The following is a 15,755-nucleotide window of genomic DNA, read 5'->3' as shown; positions in this document are numbered from 1 at the left end:
CCTTGTACGCAGCGTCAACCATAGACCACGCTGCCTGAATCGATCCGCCGGTCACGCGCGGTACGGCGCCAGCTCCGGGTTGAGCGGCGTATCGGCGAACACGTTGGCGAAGTTGCACAGGGTCGCCAGGCTCACGCCGAGAATCACTTCCAGCGCGTTGCCTTCGGTGTAACCGGCGGCCTTGAACTGGTTGTAGGTCTGTTCACTGACGTTGCCACGGGTGGCGATCACTTCACGGGCGAACGCCGCCAGCGTCTCAAGCTTTTGCTCGGGAACGGTCGCCCGCTCACGCAACGCGCTGACCACTTCCTGTGGCAGTTTTGCCTTGTTCAGCGCGACGGCGGTATGACCTGCGACACAGAAATCGCATCCATGGTTAGTCGCTGCGATCAACTGCACCACTTCGCGCTCGGCCAGGCTCAACTCGGCTTTGCCATTGAGCGCCGATACCGTAACGTAGGTTTCCAGCGCGGCCGGCGCGTTGGCCAGAACGGCCAGCAGGTTCGGAATGAAACCGGAATTCTTCTGTGCATTCTCAAGAAACGGCCGGGCCGCTTCGGGCGCGCTTTGCAAGGTGTGTAGCGTGACGCGTGACATGGGCTGGACTCCTGCTTTTGGGGTGTCGGGCCAGTCTGTTGGTTATAAGAATTCCGATCCATATTCTAAAGTAGCGATTACTTGCTCCTGAGTGTTTCCATTAGATGATTTCGTCCAGCCCACTGGTTGATTGGTTATTAGAGAGCCTCGAACTCGACGCCAGCCTGTTCCATGTCGGCCGCTATTGCGGCGGCTGGCACGCCAGCACGCATGGCCTGGCGCGGGCCAGTTTTCACCTGATCGTGCAGGGCCATTGCTGGCTGCACATCGAGGGCGAGACTCAGGCCTTACGCCTGAATGCCGGCGATGCGGTGTTCCTGCTGCGCGACCTCAACTATCGGCTGTCCAGCGCTGAAGACTCAGGCATCGCGCAGACCTTGCCGCGCATGACCATGACGGCTCTGGACAGCCAGGCAGAGGATGGCGTCGGGCTGGTCTGTGGGTTCTTCCACTTCAAGTCAGGGCTGTCGTCGCTGATCATCGAAGGCTTGCCGCACTGGATCGTCCTGCGAGCGGGGGATCCTTCCTCGAGTGCAGCGCGGGCCTTATTCGAGTTGATCCTGGAAGAATGCGAACGCCAGCCGACGCCCTCTTCGGCGCTGCTGGAGCGGCTGAGTCACCTGCTGTTTCTGTATGTGCTGCGCCAGCAGATGGCCGACAACCCGTCACTCGGCGGTCTGGTAGCGCTGGCGCGCAATCCGCAATTCGCGCCGCTGCTGGACCGACTGATCGAGCAACCGCAACTGCCGTGGTCGCTGGAAAGCATGGCGGCCTGCATCGGACTCTCGCGCTCGGCGTTCTTCAAACGCTTCAACGAACTCGCAGGGCAGTCGCCAGGGCAGGTACTGCTGGCGCTGCGCATCCGCCATGCCTGCCAGTTGCTGAAGAACAATCACACGGTCGAGCAGGTTTGCGCTGCCGTGGGCTATCAGTCGATTGCCGCGTTCACACGGGCGTTTGCCAAGTCGGTGGGGGTGCAACCGGGGGCTTATCGCAAGCAGCATGAGGGGCGCTGAATAAATAACCTAAAAGAATTAATAAATACAAAATCAGTATTTATCGTTATAAAAATATCGGCGTACTCTCAGCTCATCCCGTCATTGATCACAGTGAAGTGCGCCATGAATCCAACCGACAACCTGATCGACTTCGCCGCCTACCGCAAACGCCGTCAAGCTCAGCAACGGGCCCGGGCCATGTGGGAAATGTATGCGCGCAACGCCGGCTACCAGGCTTTTCAGTGGGTGCAGGCCGCTCGTTCCGACGAGCCGCGTCAAGCGTGAACGCACGTGAACCCTCGCGCTTTCTGGCGAGCGCCGACGAACCCGTGCTGGATCTGAACAACCTCGAATCACTGGAAGAAGACCCGATCTGCGAGCGCGTCGCGCAGAACCTGCAACGCCTGCGTGGCAAGCGGCATCTGTCGCTGGATGCCCTCGCCCGCCAGTGCGGCGTGAGCCGGGCGATGCTGGCGCAGATCGAGTCCGGCCGCAGCGTGCCGTCGATCAAGGTGCTGTGCAAAATTGCCAAGGGTTTGAAAGTGTCGGTGGCGGCGTTTCTGGAGCACCGTGCGTTCGAAGGTGTGGCCGTGTTGTCGGCTAGTCAGAGCAAACGGCTGGTGAGTGCCAGCGGCGCGTTCGTCAGTCGGGCGCTGTTTCCGTTCGATGTGGCGCGCCAATCGGAATTCTACGAATTACGCCTGAGCCCCCTGGGTGAGGATCACTCCGAGGGCCACGGCCCCGGTGTGCAGGAGAATCTGGTGGTGTCCCAGGGCGTGCTGGAGATCAGCGTCAACGACGAGCGTTATCTGCTGTCGACCGGTGACTCGATCCTGTTCTACGCCGACCAGCCGCACCGCTATCGCAATCCGGCTGACAGTGAGGCGGTGGCGTATCTCGTGGTGACCTACCCGGAACGTCTGGACTGACAAACGCCTTCACCGAATTCCAGAAATGCAAAAGCCCCGGCAGCATCAAGCTGCGGGGGCTTTTTCATGCGCGGTCAGAAATCAGCAGGTGCAGCACATCATCGGCATGCCGTTGCAGCTCATCATCATCGGCATGCTGCAGTCGTTCATCATCTTCATCATCAGGGCGCAGCAGTTTTTCATCATGTCCATGTTCATGCCCGGCATCGGCATGATTTTGCACATCATGCAGTCGGCCATCATGGTGCATTCCATCACGCACTTCATCGAAGGCATCGGCATGCCCATCATCGGCATCGGCATCATCATGTTCATCATCGGCATGGCCATGGCCGCCTGGGACATGCACATCATGCTCATGTTGCCGCAATGCATCATCATCGGCATGCCGCAGTCCATCATCATCTGCATCATTTCGCAGCTGTTCTTGAACATCGCCATGTCCATGCCGGCGGCCGGCATCATCTTGCACATCATGCCGTCGTCCATCATTTCACAGGACATGGTCGCCATCATCATCGGCATGCCTGTCATCGGCATCATCGGCATGTTGGCGTTCATCGGCATTTGCATCTGCATGGCGTTCATCATCGTGAAGCTCCCTGAGGATTTAAGAACTGGATGAGAAGTTGATGGGGCTGATTCTAAGGATTGGATAAACCGGAACAAGCTGCCCATCGAGCAGCAAAAAGTGCTGTTGAAACGCTTCAAGTGCAGCATTCCGTGCGCCTTGAACCGTTGCAGCAGCAGAGTAGACGCAATGACAGATCTATCAAATGCAAGAACAGGTTTTTCAACGTCCTGGATATGCGATCCAATACCAAGCAAATAACTTAAAGAAATAATCGTTCTAACCAGCGGGAATTATTTTCACGCCACCTGCTTATTCCATTAGTTAACGACTAATCCACTTTTTAATCTTTTATTGCTATTACCACCTCCTCCTATAATTCGGGACAGTTCTTAACAATAAGGAAGTTCCATGCCGCAACGTTTCCTGATGGCAGCACTGTTCCTGGCGGTCGCCGGTTGTGCCAGCCCTCCTCCTGTTTCCGTACATACCAAAGACCCCGCCAGCTCAACCCTGCAAGGCGATGCCACACGCCCGGCGCAGGCGCAGTGGGTGCGCACCGAGTTGTACTTCTCGGTGGGGCCGATTGATGGCAAGGAAGGCGTGGTAAGCCCGGCGCGCTGGCGCGAGTTTCTCGACCAGGAAGTGACGACGCGTTTTCCGGACGGTTTCAGCGTGTTCGATGCTTATGGGCAGTGGAAGGACCACGATGCGAAAACGCCGGAGCGGCTGGCGACCAAGGTGATTGTGATCCTGCACGAAGGCAGCCCGAAGCGTGAGAGCGACATCGAGGCGATTCGTCTGGCTTACAAACGGATTACAGGGGATCTGTCGGTGCTGCGTTTGTCGCAACCGGCGCAGGTATCGTTCTAATCGTTGGTGCGCTGCAGAGCTTGCCGAGGTGTCGACACCAGGCGGCTCAACACCGCCAGCAACAGCGCGCCCACCAGCAACACTCCAATCCCCAGAAACGCCCCCAACCCCACCACCGTCACGCTGGAATACAGCATGTACACGCACAACCCAAAAAACAGCAGCGGCAAAACCGGATAAAGCGGCACCCTGATCGGCCGTGGCACCTCGGGAAAACGCTTGCGCAGGATGATCAACGCCAGGCTGCTCAAACTCAGGAACAACCAGTACACCGGCGTCAGGTACTCGACCATGGTGTTGAAACCGCTCTGGGTAAAACTGCCGAACAACACCAGCAACAACGCCACCGCGCCCTCGGCCAGCAAGGCCTTGCGCGGCACACCATCGCGTTCGTCCCATTCACCGAAGCGACGCAGTTGCGGCACGTCGCGGGCAGCGGCGTACGTTGTGCGGGCACCGACCAACAGCGTTGAATTGATGGTGGCGATGGCCGCGATACCGACCATCAACAGAATCAGCATCACCCCCGGCGCACCGAATGCGCGGTTCAACAATTCCACCGCCGGCGCGTTACTCGCGGCCAGGCCTTCGAACCCCAGGCCTTGGACGAACGCCCAGTTCAGTGCCAGGTAGATCGCCATCAACACCGTCAGTGCACCGAGCATGGCGATGAAGATTCCGCGCCGGCCATCGCGCACTTCGGCGGACAGCGTCGCCGCATCACTCCAGCCGCCGAAGGCCAGAAACACGAAGATCATCGCAGCGGAAAATCCTGCCGCCCCCGTGTGCTCAGGTGTGACCGGCGCACTCGGCGCAAGCGGTTCGACACCCAGCCACACCAGCCACACACCGGCGCTGGCAATGCTCAGAAAGCCCACGGCAAGCAGCCCCACCAGCACGGTCTGGGTGATGAAACCGATGTGCTTGCCCGTCAGATTCAGCAGCACCAGTGCGGCAATGATCGCGCCGGCAAACAGTCCAGATCCGTACTGTCCCAGCGGAAAAACCGCGTTGAAATAGTCGGCAAACATGAACGCCGACAACGCGATCCACCCGGTGTGCATCACCGAGAAGCGCGACCAGGCGAACAGGAAACCCATGCGCTCGCCATACGCGGTGCGCAGGAAATGATAGTCACCGCCCGGATGCGGAAACGCGGTGGCCATCTCAGCGAAGCACAAGGCCCCGGCCATCGACGCCAATCCGCCGAGGACCCAGACCCAATAGAAGTGTTCCGGCCCGACGTTCAAGGCAACGGTCGGCGCGGTTTTGAGGATGTCGGTGGTGATGACCATGCCCAGCGTGATCAGCAATGCCTGGAATACCGGCAGATGCCGCTTGGGGCCATTGGTTTGAGTCATGAAGGTTCCCGCTGATGATCCGCCATCCTTGGCGGCAAGACTCAGAAGCCGTAGGTGGCGGTGGCGTAGTAGTAAGCGCCGTTGGTGCCGATCGGCGAGAGCACGTCGTACGGCAGGTTGCCGCCGTAGTTGATGGCCGAGCCGGAGCGTTCCGGGTAGTTGTCGGTCAGGTTGTTGCCGCCCAGGGCGACGCTGAATTTCGGGGTGAATTTGTAGGTCACCTCGGCATCCAGTTGCCACACCGCGCCGTAGGTTTGCTCAGGCTGCGAATCGCCGAAATCGAACACCCGGGTGGTCTCGCCCTGACGAGTCAAACGGCCGAGCAAACCCCAATGTTCGCTGGCCCAGTTGGCAGAAAACACGAAGCGATCCTTCGGTGCCGCATCGGTGAGGGTGTTGGTTTCCTCGACACCGACCAGTGCATCGTTGCCGATCCCCAACGCGGTCAGTTGCGACGGCGTGCCCTTGGTGCTGGTGACTTTGGTGTGGTTGTAGGTGTACGCGGTGGTCAGGCCCAGTTGCCCCTCGTAGAACGGCTGGTGATAGTTGAGCACCAGTTCGGCACCGTGGGTGCTGGTGTCGGCGGCGTTGGTGAAGAAGTTGACATCGTGCACGCCCGCCACGCCAAAGTTGTCATTGATGTAGCTTTCCAGCGCGTCGCTGCCGATGCGTTGCGACAGCGTGATGCGGTCCTTGACGTCGATGCGGAACACGTCGAGCGACGCGTCGAAACGTTCGTTCAACTGGAACGTCAGGCCGAGGCTGTAGTTCTTCGAAGTTTCCGGATCGAGCTTCTGCGCACCGAGGGCACGGGCGATCGGGTCGTTGACCGAGAGCACGCGAATGTCGGTGAGCGTGCCGCCGTCGCCGAAGTTGCTGGTGGTGCTCTGGAAGCCACTTTGCGCCAGCGATGGCGCACGGAAGTTGTTCGATATCGCACCGCGCAACGCCCACTGCTCGGTCAACTTGTAGCGACCACTGAGCTTGCCGGTGAGTTTGCTGCCGGCATCGTCGTAATGCTCCCAGCGCGTGGCGGCGTCGACGAAGAAACGGTCGGTGAGATCACCGGACAATTCGGCGTAGGTGCCGAACACGTTGCGGTCCAGGTCCGATTCTTCACTCGGGCGCAAACCGTTGGCACCGTCAGCGCCGGAGCCGATGTAAGAGGCCTCGTCACCGGCGTAAGTCAGGTAGTTTTCGTAGCGGTATTCGCTGCCGAGCGCGAGGACGAAGGAGCGTCCGCCCAGCCGCAGTTCGCGGCTGAAATCAAGGTTGGCGGTGGTCTGGCGCAACTCGTAATCGCCGGTGTCGAATCGGGTCGGCGAGTCTTCGCCCAGGCTGACGTTGAGGGTGCGCCGGGTGGCTCCATCGAAACGGTTGCGACCGTGGGTGACGCTGCTGTCGAAGTCCCAGTCGTCGCCGATCAGGCCTTTGAAGCCGGCCGTGGCGGAGATGTCCTTGTTGTCGCCGATCGACTGCGGCAAATAACCGTTGGGGTAGAACTGCGGCTGCTCGGATGGATAACGATAAAACTCGGCGCCTGTAGTGTGCCGCTGGTTGTAGGTACCAAACGAATAAGCCTTGCCGCCGGCCAGCGGCAATTCGCTGTTGAACCAGAGGTTGACGTCCCGAGCGATGCCGTCGCCCATCACGTAGTTGCGCTGGTTCGGTGTGTCGGCAAAACCGTCGTAGCCGGCGCGGTTGGTCGGGTTGCGATTCTTGTACTCGGTACCGCCGCGAATGAAACCGCCCTCTTCGCCCAGGCGTGTGCCGATCTTGGCAGTGGTCACGCTGTTCTGGCCGTCGGTGGTGGTTTTGCCGATGGCGTCCTGATGGGTGTGATAGGCGCCGTAGCTGGTGGACACTTCACCGCCCTCGGGGGCGTCGTCGAGGATGATGTTGATCACCCCGGCAATCGCGTCGGAGCCGTATTGCGCACCCGCGCCGTCGCGCAGCACTTCGATGCGTTTGATGGCGCTGATCGGGATCGAGTTGAAATCCACCGGCGCCGTGCCGCGACCGATTTTCGACGAGTCATTGACCACCGCCGAGGTGTGCCGACGCTTGCCGTTGACCAGCACCAGCACCTGATCCGGGCTCATGCCGCGCAACTGTGCGGCACGCACATGGTCGGCACCGCCGGAGTTGGATTGACGCGGAAAACTGAACGACGGCAACAGCGTCTGCAACGCCTGACCCAACTCGCCGTCACTGGCGCCGGCGGTCTTCAGGTCTTCAGCGGTCAGCACATCCACCGGCACTGGTGAATCCAGCACCGTACGGGCGGTGCCACGGGTGCCGGTGACCAGCACGGTACCCAACCGTGTGTCATCGTCAGCGCGGGCAGAAGAGTCTTCGGCTTGTGCGGGAAGTTGCCAGATCGCACTGACAACAGCGACGGCCAGTAATGAACGGGAACGGTGAATCATGTGACAGCTCCTTGAATCGCAGTTAATAACCGGCCGCTGCCGAATCATTAAGCGTCGGCAATCAGCGCACAGTAATTTCTGCTGTAGTTTTGATGTTCAGAAAGGCAGCGAAGTGTGTCGAACAACTATCGACTGTTAGAGTGCAAGAACCCCAAAGTTAGTAGAACCCCCTGTTTACCGATCCTAGATGAGTGGTCGCCCGCCGCAAAAGAACCAATAACGCTTAGGTTATGCCCGACGAACGGAGTGTTGCCTGAGCAACACTTGTGTTTACGCAACAACATGAACAACCAACTAGCGAACAACTAATCACGCACAAAAACGCACTCCACGCTGTTGTAGAGCACGCTCTTAATCTTTGTTTTTTTCGGCGCGAAGTTAAATGCCGTCAGTCGAAATCCTTTTCCCGCCAGGCATCTTCGGCTATGTCCAGCGCATCACCGCTGAAGCGCTGTTCAATGAACGGATCGGCGTGCAAATGAAAGCCGTTGCGCTCCCAGAAGCCCGGTTGTTCCTGATCGGTGAACTCGAGCCCGCGCAGCCATTTCGCGCTCTTCCAGTAGTACCTACCTGCCACCACCAGACGCAGCGGCCAGCCATGTTGCGCAGTCAGCGGCTGACCGTCGTAATGAGTGGCCAGCAGACTGTCCGGGTGCAACAGATCTTCGAGACGCAGGTTGGTCTGGTAATCGTGATCGGCGTGGGCCATGACGAAGGACGACGTCGGCCGGATGTCCAGGGCCTGCAACAGATCCTGCAGGTGCACCCCGCTCCAGCGGGTGTCGAACTTCGACCAGCGTGTCACGCAATGAATGTCGCATTGCAACGAGCGTTGCGGCAGCGCTTGCAGATCGGCGTAGGTCAGCTCGACCGGGTTTGCCAAGGTGCCGAACAGGCGCAGTGACCACGTCGCCAGGTCATACGCCGGCACCTCGCCTTCGTGCAGGATCGGGAAACGCTCCGTCAGCACCTGCCCCGGTGGCAGCCGTTCGCCCAGCGCCACATCGGCTTGCGGCGAACGGCTTTTGCGCAGGCGCGCAGCCTTGTCGTGCATGTCGGTTCCTCAGTTCGCCACAGGAATCCACGACGCTCGCGCCACATTGGCGGTATCGCCGAAGGACGGCAGTTTCTGCCCCAGATCCCGCACGTTTTTCACGTCCAGATCCAGCAATTGCTGGCGGGTGATCAGGGTCGGCGGCACCAGCACCTTGTGCCCCGGACTTTCCCCGGCGATCAGCAGCGCCAGACTGCGCACGCTGATCGCGCCGGCCACTTGCGGATTGACCGCTGCCGTCGCGGCCCAGGCACTGTTCGGCTCTTTCATGATCTGGATGTCGGCGGTGGAAATGTCGGCGCTGTAGATCTTCACTTTGCTGCTCAGACCCGCCTCGTCCACGGCGATTTTCGCGCCTTTGGCGAACTCGTCGAACGGCGCGAAGATCACGCTGATTCCCGGATTGGCCCGCAACACGGCGCTGGCCTGATCGGCCACCGAGTTGGCAATCGGCGGATTGAGCGTGCCAAAACGGGCCTTCTCGATGATCCCCGGATTGCTCGCCTTGACCTGGCTCCAGATCTCGTCGCGGCGTTCCATCGGTGTGAAGCCGCTGATGTAGACGTAGCCTGCGTCGAAACGGGTGCCGTTGTCCTTGACTGCTTGATCGAGTGCCAGACGCGCCAGCGCGTGGTGATCCTGCTCAACCTGAGTCACTTGTGGCGTGTTCAGGTCGACGTCGAACGCAACCACCTTGATGCCTTTGGCCAACGCACGGTCGATCGGCCCCTTGAGAGTTTCCGCCAGACCCAGTTGCACGATGATCCCGTCGACGCCAAGGTCGGCGGCCTGATCGATCATCTCGCCCTGACTGGCCGCCTGCTGTCGCGCGTCGAACACCCGCAGGTTGGCGCCCAGCGCTTCGGTCTGTCTCTCGACGCCGCGCAGGTAGGCTTCGGGGAAATCCCCGGAGAACAGATAACCCACCAGCGCGATCTGTACCTGACCTTTATCGAACGGTGCCGGCGCCCCCGGCAAGGCTTTGGCCTGGGCATTGAGCGCCAGTGCCGAGAGCAAGGCACCAGCGAGACAATGGCGTGCGAACTGCTTGATTGAACCGTGCATGGATCTTTCCTTGAAGCTTCAATGAACCGGCTCAGCGCGCCCGATGCGCGAGGCCGAAGGTGAACATCAGGGCCAGCACCAGCACCAGTCCCTTGACGAAATCCTGCGCGTAATACGGCGCGTTGAGCATGGTCAGGCCGTTGAGCAACGAGGCCACCAGCAACGCACCGACCAGCGTGCCGAACGCGTTGGGCTTCTTCGCGCCGAGCACGGCAAAGCCGATCAGCGCAGCACCCAGTGCATCCAGCACCAGACCGTTGCCGGAACTGACATCGCCGCGCCCCAGGCGCGCCGCCAACAACAATCCGCCGAGCGACGCCAGCAGCGCCGAGAGCACATAAGCGAGCAGCTTGAAGCGCTGCACCGGCGCACCGGCCAGACGCGCCGCCTGCTCGTTGCCGCCAATCGCATAGAACAACCGACCGATGCGCGTGCGTTCGAGAAACAGCCACACCGCCACCGCGACAACCGCCGTGATCAACACCGGAATCGGCACGACGTCCCACAGCCGCCCGCGCCCAAGCGCCAGAAACAACGCACTGAACGCGCCTTCGGCTTCGTCGCCATTGGGCAGGGTCATGCCCACCGCAATCGAGCGTCCGCCGGTGGGAATCAGTTGCACGCCGATCACCAGGAACATGCTGCCGAGCGTTGCGAGAATGTCCGGCACGCGCATCTTCACGATCAGCCAGCCGTTGAGCAGCCCGACCAGCGCGCCACCGGCCAGGCTGATCAGCACCGCCGGCACCGCGCCCCAACCGAGCACCACCATCACGTAACCGGCGATCATCAGGCTCATGGCCGCCACCGCACCGATGGACAGATCCAGCCCGCCGACAGCCATGGTCAGGGTCACACCCAACGCCAGCAGCGCGACAATCGACACCGACTGCAAGATGCTGAACAGGTTGCCGACCCGCAGGAACGCTGGTTCAGCGACACTGAAAAACACCACGATCAACGCCAGCACCCACAGCAGGCCGTAGCGAATCAACGCTTGCACGAAGCGCTCGGACGGCGCCGGGGCGGATGACAACAGGGAACTCGAATCAGGCACTCGCTCTACTCCTTGGCGCGGCTTGAACAAAAGAATTTTCTGGATCAGTGCCGGCCAGCGCGGCGACCAGGGTGGCGCGATCCAGCCCGGCACGCGGGTACTCGGCCACCACGGCGTGATCGCGTACCAGCAGGATCCGGTCGGCGATTTCCAGGGCTTCATCGACATCCGCACAGATCACCAGCGTGGCACGACCGTCGGCGCTATCACGCAGCAGCTGACCGATCTCGCGTCGGGCACGCACATCAACGCCTTGAAAGGGCTCATCGAGGATCAACACCCTGCCCTCGCCAAGCAGCCAGCGACCGAGCACGACTTTCTGTTGATTGCCGCCGGACAGCGCGCTCATCGGCACATCGATGCCGGCGGTCTTGATTCCCAGCGCCGCGACTTGCGCTTCCACCGCTGCCGCTTCGGCGCGGTTGCGGATGAAACCGCCACGGGTGAAGCGTTCGAGGAACGGCAGGGTCAGGGTGCGACGCAGGGAAAAATCCGGCACCAGCGATTGGCTGGCCCGGTCTTCGGCGGCGAAGAACACCCCGCTCTGGATCGCCACCCGAGGCGAGCCCGGTTGCCAGTCGGCGCCATCCAGTTGCAATGATCCGGACAAGGGTTTGCGCAGACCGAACAGCACTTCGGCGATCTCGCTTTTGCCGGCACCGAGCAATCCGGTCAGCACCACGACTTCGCCTTCATGCAGGGTCAGGTCAAAGGCTCGGGTGCGCGGCAGCAGTTTCACGTCGTGCAGCTTCAGCACTTCGCGCCCCGCCGCTCGCGGCGTATAGACATGCGTCTCCAGCGCCTGGCCGAGCATGGCCTCCAGCGCCTGAGGCAATTGCCGGGCACTGAATTCGCCGGCCAGTTGCCCGTCACGCAGGACGATGGCGCGATCCGCCACCCGTTGCAGATCCGACAGGCGATGGGAGATATAAATGATCGCCACGCCCCGACTGCGCAGCGTGTCGATCAGGCCGAACAGGCGCTGCGCTTCGGCATCCGAGAGCGCTGCTGTCGGTTCGTCGAGAATCAGCAACCGTGGTTGCAACGCGAAGGCGCGGGCCAGCACCACCAGTTGCCGCTCGGCCTGGCCGAGGTGCTCGATCGGTTGTTCCAGCGGCAGCACCAGACCGAGCCCGGCAGCAATGTTCGCGGCGCGCTCCAGCAGGCGTTTGCGGTTGAGCCAGAAGTCACCGTCCGGCCGGCACAGTTCATCGAGCAACAGGTTTTCCGCCACGCTCAATCCCGGCGCGATGCCCTCGTTGATCTGTTGATGAACCGCAACGATGCCGACCCGCCGAGCGGATAGCGGCGAGTTGAATTGCCGGGGCTGACCGTCGACCTGAATCTCGCCACTGTCGGCCGATTGGCTGCCGGCGAGGATCTTCACCAGCGTCGACTTGCCCGCGCCGTTGGCACCGAGCAACGCAACCACTTCGGCGGGAAATATCTCCAGGCTGACCCGATCCAGCGCGCGGTTCGAGCCGAAGGTCTTGCTCAGTTCACGTACACGAATCAGCGGCTCGGAGGCCACGGCGACAGGCGCACTCATACAAATCCTTAAAGTCGATGGGCCAGTGTGTGGCGCCCATCAGCAAGAAAATTCTGCAGAGCCTTTGATCGATTCAGCGCGTGCCGTCATGGCAATCGAGGGTTCTATTATTTGAAAGTCTGATTGGTGAGTCAGTAAAAGCTAAACGATCTTAAAAACAACAAACAAATACCGTTTTGGTATTAGCTTAGGCCCGGTACCGCCGTGCATGTCCGCGAGATCGGAGCAGGTGCACTCAAGCCATCACTCCGGCAACCCCGCAAGTCGAAGCCCTTCAATGAACCGGGCAAAATCCTCGGGCCGTTGAATCGGCAGCCAGTCCTTGAGGTGGCCAAGGCGCAACGCCGGATTCAGCGTCTGCAAACGCTGCATCGCCCAGCGCGCTTTATCCGGGCGCCCGCCCAGCGCATGACTGGCCGCCACCAGCGCCGCCGCCACCAACAACGTGGGCAGGTTGCCCAAGGCTTTTTCGGCGAAATCTGCCGAGGCCTCAAAGTCCCCGGCGAAGTAATGCGCCAGAGCCATGCCGACGTGCATTCTGAACATTTCCGGGTCCAGCGGGCTCAAGCGCGCAGCATGGTTCAAGTCCTTGATGGCCGGCGCGGTTTCACCGCGAAGTGCACGCAGGATTCCGCCGAGAAACCAAGCGGGTGCGAGATTGGGATTGAGCAGGCGCGCGCGGTCGAGCAATGCGATGCCGGCGTCCACATCCCCCGCCAGGTGCGCAAGCGCATGTCCGCCGCGCGTCAACGCCACAGCGTCATCGCGCCCCAGCGTGACCGCCAGACGCGCCAGGCGAATGCCCTCGGCGATCTCGGCCGGCCGATCCGTCATCCAGCCATTGAGCTTGCGCCAGAAGTGGCACCAGGCGGCCATGCCATAGGCCGATGCGAATTCCGGATCGAGTTCGAGGGTCTTGTAGAACATCGGCAGCGCCTGCTCGATGGCCTCCTGGGTGCCGCTGTGCAGCTTTGCCATGGCGCGCAAGTAGTAATCGTAGGCGTCCAGGCTTTCCGTCGGTTTGCGTTTGGCGCGCTCGATCTCCGCGCGCTCCAGTTGTGGCGCGATGGCCCCGACGACACTTTCGGTGATTTGATCCTGCAGCTTGAAGATGTCGTCGAGGGTGCCTTCGAAACGCTCGGCCCAGATGTGTGCCCCGCTCGTGGCGTCGATCAGTTGCCCGGTGATGCGCACCCGGTTTCCGCATTTGCGCACACTGCCTTCCAGCACATAGCGCACGCCCAGTTCCTGCCCGACCCCTTGGGCATCGACCGTGCGCCCCTTGAACGTGAAGCTCGAATTGCGTGCGATGACGAACAACCAGCGCAGACGCGACAACGCCGCGATGATGTCCTCCACGACACCGTCGGCAAAGTAATCCTGTTCGGGATCGCCGCTCAGATTGTAGAAAGGCAGGACGGTGATCGAGGGTTTGTCCGGCAGCGCCAATACGCGGGGAGATGCAGTTGAGCCCTCGTCGGTGTCAGGCACCGGCTCGGTCATATCGGAACTGACTTGGCCAATGAAACGATAGCCCTTGCGGGCGACCGTGCGCAGCAGACGCTGCTCCTCGCCGGTATCACCGATAGCCTTGCGCACGGCGTTGATGTGGCTGGTGATCGTCGATTCGGAAACGATGCGACCGCTCCATACCGTGCCGAGCAATTCGTCCTTGCTCAGCACGCGTTCGGGGTTGTTGACGAACAGCAGCAACAGATCGAAGACCTGCGGGCCGACGGCCACGACCTGCCCGCGCAAGGTCAGCTCGCGACGTTCCTGATCCAGTACATAGTCTTCAAACGTGAATGGCACAGCGAACGTCCCTTGGCGACGCGCCTTCAACTCCGTGTCCCGGGCGGCAGATGGTGAGAAGTCGAGAACGATAATACGCCTGACTTGAACACGCTACTGCGTCCATTCCGGGGCGCAGGCTGGACAAAAATGCAAGGGTTCGACAAGGCAAACCCAAGGTCGCCACAAGGACTTCTCTCCCCTGCACCGGCACTCTCCATTCCAACGACGCCAATGGTTGGCGTCATCGAGGAGAGACCCCATGAAGATCGTCGTTATCGGAGGCTCCGGCCTCATCGGCTCGAAACTGGTGAACCTTCTTCGCGAGCGCGGCCATGACGTGCTCGCCGCCAGCCCCAGCACGGGCGTCAACAGCATCACCCGCGAAGGTCTGGCGGCCGCCATGGACGGCACCGACGTCGTGGTCGACGTGGCCAATGCTCCGTCGTGGGAGGATCAGGCCGTCCTCGACTTCTTCGAAACCTCGAGCCGCAACCTGCTGGCGGCCGAGGCTGCTGCCGGGGTGCGTCATCACGTTGCACTGTCGATTGTCGGGTGTGAACGCTTGCCCGAGGCCGGCTATATGCGCGCCAAGGTGGCCCAGGAAAACCTGATCAAGGCATCCGGCATGCCTTACTCGATCCTGCGGGCCACGCAGTTTTTCGAATTTGTCGGTGGCATCGCTGAATCCTTTGCCGTCGCCGATGAACTTCGCGTGCCACCAGCGCTGATTCAACCGATTGCTTCTGACGACGTGGTGGCGGCGCTGGCAGACGTCGTCCTGGCCGCCCCGCTCAACGGCTCAGTGGATGTCGGCGGGCCTGAAGCACTGCCGCTGGACGAATTGGTCCGACGCTTCCTGCAGGCGAGCCAGGACAACCGCAAGGTCGTACCGGACGTGCATGCACGCTACTACGGGACGTTGCTCGACGATCAATCGCTGGTCACCGGCAAGCAGTCGCGCCTGGGTGCCATTCGTTTTGAAGACTGGATCGCTCGGTCGACAGCGCGATAGTCATTCGCGCCATTCCCTTCCCTTTTTGCCAAGGAGAAAAATCATGGTAATTCGATTTTTGTTGAGCGCCGTTTTTGCAGCGCTGTCGATCAGCGCCGCATCGGCCGCCGAGCCACCCGCCGGCAAGGTCTCGGTGGTCTTTGATCGGCCGATTCCCAACATCCCCGGCAAAAGCATGAGGGGTGTGGTGGTCGAATACGGGCCGGGAGCGGCATCACCGTCCCATACCCACCCGAAAACCGCCTTCATCTACGCCACGGTTCTGGAAGGCTCGTTCCGCATCAAAGTCAAAGGCGAGCCGGAAAAGATCTACCACGTCGGCGAAAACTTCGTCGAGGAGCCGGGCTCCGTGCACCTGGTGAGTGCCAACGCCAGCGATACCCAGCCTGCGCGCTTGTTGGCGGTGTTCGTCCTCGACACCGACGAAACGGCGCTCGTCACGCCCCTCAAAAAGTAAGCCTGCAAC

At 61.0% G+C, this 15,755-nt stretch carries 15 protein-coding genes; 6 read left to right on the top strand and 9 right to left on the bottom strand.

Annotated elements, in window-relative coordinates; genetic code table 11:
• Positions 1–51: 51 nt before the first annotated feature.
• Positions 52–597 (bottom strand): carboxymuconolactone decarboxylase family protein, encoded by a 546-nt coding sequence (locus AC1RME_RS03895; protein ID WP_493073638.1) that lies wholly within the window; start codon positions 595–597, stop codon positions 52–54.
• Between the two features lie 104 nt (positions 598–701).
• On the opposite strand from AC1RME_RS03895, the gene AC1RME_RS03890 reads away from it, so the two are divergent.
• The 3 genes from AC1RME_RS03890 (at position 702) to AC1RME_RS03880 (ending at position 2,524) form a co-directional block, all read left to right on the top strand.
• Positions 702–1,613, top strand: coding sequence for an AraC family transcriptional regulator (locus tag AC1RME_RS03890; protein ID WP_096821634.1), 912 nt, complete (start codon positions 702–704; stop codon positions 1,611–1,613).
• 105 nt (positions 1,614–1,718) lie between these two features.
• On the top strand, positions 1,719–1,880 hold the full coding sequence (locus AC1RME_RS03885; protein ID WP_170929559.1) for a hypothetical protein: 162 nt from the start codon (positions 1,719–1,721) through the stop codon (positions 1,878–1,880).
• 53 nt (positions 1,881–1,933) lie between these two features.
• Positions 1,934–2,524, top strand: a complete 591-nt coding sequence (locus AC1RME_RS03880; protein WP_173861382.1) for a helix-turn-helix domain-containing protein — start codon at positions 1,934–1,936, stop codon at positions 2,522–2,524.
• An 81-nt stretch (positions 2,525–2,605) separates the two neighbouring features.
• On the opposite strand, the gene AC1RME_RS03875 is transcribed toward AC1RME_RS03880, so the two are convergent.
• Positions 2,606–3,115: a hypothetical protein gene (locus AC1RME_RS03875; RefSeq protein ID WP_244142466.1), complete on the bottom strand. Its 510-nt coding sequence runs from the start codon at positions 3,113–3,115 to the stop codon at positions 2,606–2,608.
• A 391-nt stretch (positions 3,116–3,506) separates the two neighbouring features.
• On the opposite strand from AC1RME_RS03875, the gene AC1RME_RS03870 reads away from it, so the two are divergent.
• On the top strand, positions 3,507–3,968 hold the full coding sequence (locus AC1RME_RS03870) for a DUF3574 domain-containing protein (RefSeq protein WP_096821632.1): 462 nt from the start codon (positions 3,507–3,509) through the stop codon (positions 3,966–3,968).
• Here AC1RME_RS03870 and AC1RME_RS03865 read toward each other — a convergent pair.
• The 7 genes from AC1RME_RS03865 to AC1RME_RS03835 all read right to left on the bottom strand — a co-directional run bounded on the left by AC1RME_RS03865 (position 3,965) and on the right by AC1RME_RS03835 (position 14,295).
• Positions 3,965–5,329: an APC family permease gene (locus AC1RME_RS03865; RefSeq protein ID WP_096821631.1), complete on the bottom strand. Its 1,365-nt coding sequence runs from the start codon at positions 5,327–5,329 to the stop codon at positions 3,965–3,967. The genes AC1RME_RS03870 and AC1RME_RS03865 overlap by 4 nt on opposite strands.
• 41 nt (positions 5,330–5,370) lie before the next feature.
• Complete coding sequence (locus AC1RME_RS03860; RefSeq protein ID WP_096821630.1) at positions 5,371–7,758, bottom strand: TonB-dependent receptor plug domain-containing protein; 2,388 nt, start codon at positions 7,756–7,758, stop codon at positions 5,371–5,373.
• A gap of 388 nt (positions 7,759–8,146) precedes the next feature.
• Complete coding sequence (locus AC1RME_RS03855; RefSeq protein ID WP_493073644.1) at positions 8,147–8,812, bottom strand: sulfite oxidase-like oxidoreductase; 666 nt, start codon at positions 8,810–8,812, stop codon at positions 8,147–8,149.
• Positions 8,813–8,821: 9 nt separating this feature from the next.
• Positions 8,822–9,877, bottom strand: a complete 1,056-nt coding sequence (locus AC1RME_RS03850) for a substrate-binding domain-containing protein (protein WP_493073645.1) — start codon at positions 9,875–9,877, stop codon at positions 8,822–8,824.
• 31 nt (positions 9,878–9,908) lie between these two features.
• Positions 9,909–10,934 carry an ABC transporter permease gene (locus AC1RME_RS03845; protein WP_493073646.1) on the bottom strand — a complete coding sequence of 342 codons (1,026 nt, stop codon included), beginning with the start codon at positions 10,932–10,934 and terminating at the stop codon, positions 9,909–9,911.
• The gene (locus tag AC1RME_RS03840) at positions 10,927–12,483 is read right to left on the bottom strand and encodes a sugar ABC transporter ATP-binding protein (protein WP_493073647.1); all 1,557 of its coding nucleotides are present in this window, start codon (positions 12,481–12,483) and stop codon (positions 10,927–10,929) included. Before AC1RME_RS03840 ends, AC1RME_RS03845 begins: the two co-directional genes overlap by 8 nt.
• A gap of 243 nt (positions 12,484–12,726) precedes the next feature.
• Positions 12,727–14,295, bottom strand: coding sequence for a winged helix-turn-helix domain-containing tetratricopeptide repeat protein (locus AC1RME_RS03835; RefSeq protein WP_096821821.1), 1,569 nt, complete (start codon positions 14,293–14,295; stop codon positions 12,727–12,729).
• A gap of 241 nt (positions 14,296–14,536) precedes the next feature.
• On the opposite strand from AC1RME_RS03835, the gene AC1RME_RS03830 reads away from it, so the two are divergent.
• Together AC1RME_RS03830 and AC1RME_RS03825 are read left to right on the top strand one after the other, a co-directional pair.
• Positions 14,537–15,289: an SDR family oxidoreductase gene (locus AC1RME_RS03830; protein ID WP_096821625.1), complete on the top strand. Its 753-nt coding sequence runs from the start codon at positions 14,537–14,539 to the stop codon at positions 15,287–15,289.
• Between the two features lie 43 nt (positions 15,290–15,332).
• Positions 15,333–15,746 carry a cupin domain-containing protein gene (locus AC1RME_RS03825; RefSeq protein ID WP_096821624.1) on the top strand — a complete coding sequence of 138 codons (414 nt, stop codon included), beginning with the start codon at positions 15,333–15,335 and terminating at the stop codon, positions 15,744–15,746.
• Positions 15,747–15,755: the final 9 nt, after the last annotated feature.

It is taken from the genome of Pseudomonas sp. GW822-FHT03F08 (assembly GCF_058801265.1).
Note: the sequence above shows the minus strand (reverse complement) of the source record. Positions and strands in the feature narration are given on the sequence as shown.

What these genes read in the sequence shown, in the direction of transcription:
- AC1RME_RS03875 (WP_244142466.1), bottom strand. Translation starts at nt 3,115, where the DNA reads ATGATGAACGCCATGCAGATGCAAATGCCGATGAACGCCAACATGCCG.
- AC1RME_RS03855 (WP_493073644.1), bottom strand. Translation starts at nt 8,812, where the DNA reads ATGCACGACAAGGCTGCGCGCCTGCGCAAAAGCCGTTCGCCGCAAGCC.
- AC1RME_RS03885 (WP_170929559.1), top strand. Translation starts at nt 1,719, where the DNA reads ATGAATCCAACCGACAACCTGATCGACTTCGCCGCCTACCGCAAACGC.
- AC1RME_RS03865 (WP_096821631.1), bottom strand. Translation starts at nt 5,329, where the DNA reads ATGACTCAAACCAATGGCCCCAAGCGGCATCTGCCGGTATTCCAGGCA.
- AC1RME_RS03890 (WP_096821634.1), top strand. Translation starts at nt 702, where the DNA reads ATGATTTCGTCCAGCCCACTGGTTGATTGGTTATTAGAGAGCCTCGAA.
- AC1RME_RS03830 (WP_096821625.1), top strand. Translation starts at nt 14,537, where the DNA reads ATGAAGATCGTCGTTATCGGAGGCTCCGGCCTCATCGGCTCGAAACTG.
- AC1RME_RS03895 (WP_493073638.1), bottom strand. Translation starts at nt 597, where the DNA reads ATGTCACGCGTCACGCTACACACCTTGCAAAGCGCGCCCGAAGCGGCC.
- AC1RME_RS03860 (WP_096821630.1), bottom strand. Translation starts at nt 7,758, where the DNA reads ATGATTCACCGTTCCCGTTCATTACTGGCCGTCGCTGTTGTCAGTGCG.
- AC1RME_RS03840 (WP_493073647.1), bottom strand. Translation starts at nt 12,483, where the DNA reads ATGAGTGCGCCTGTCGCCGTGGCCTCCGAGCCGCTGATTCGTGTACGT.
- AC1RME_RS03850 (WP_493073645.1), bottom strand. Translation starts at nt 9,877, where the DNA reads ATGCACGGTTCAATCAAGCAGTTCGCACGCCATTGTCTCGCTGGTGCC.
- AC1RME_RS03825 (WP_096821624.1), top strand. Translation starts at nt 15,333, where the DNA reads ATGGTAATTCGATTTTTGTTGAGCGCCGTTTTTGCAGCGCTGTCGATC.
- AC1RME_RS03870 (WP_096821632.1), top strand. Translation starts at nt 3,507, where the DNA reads ATGCCGCAACGTTTCCTGATGGCAGCACTGTTCCTGGCGGTCGCCGGT.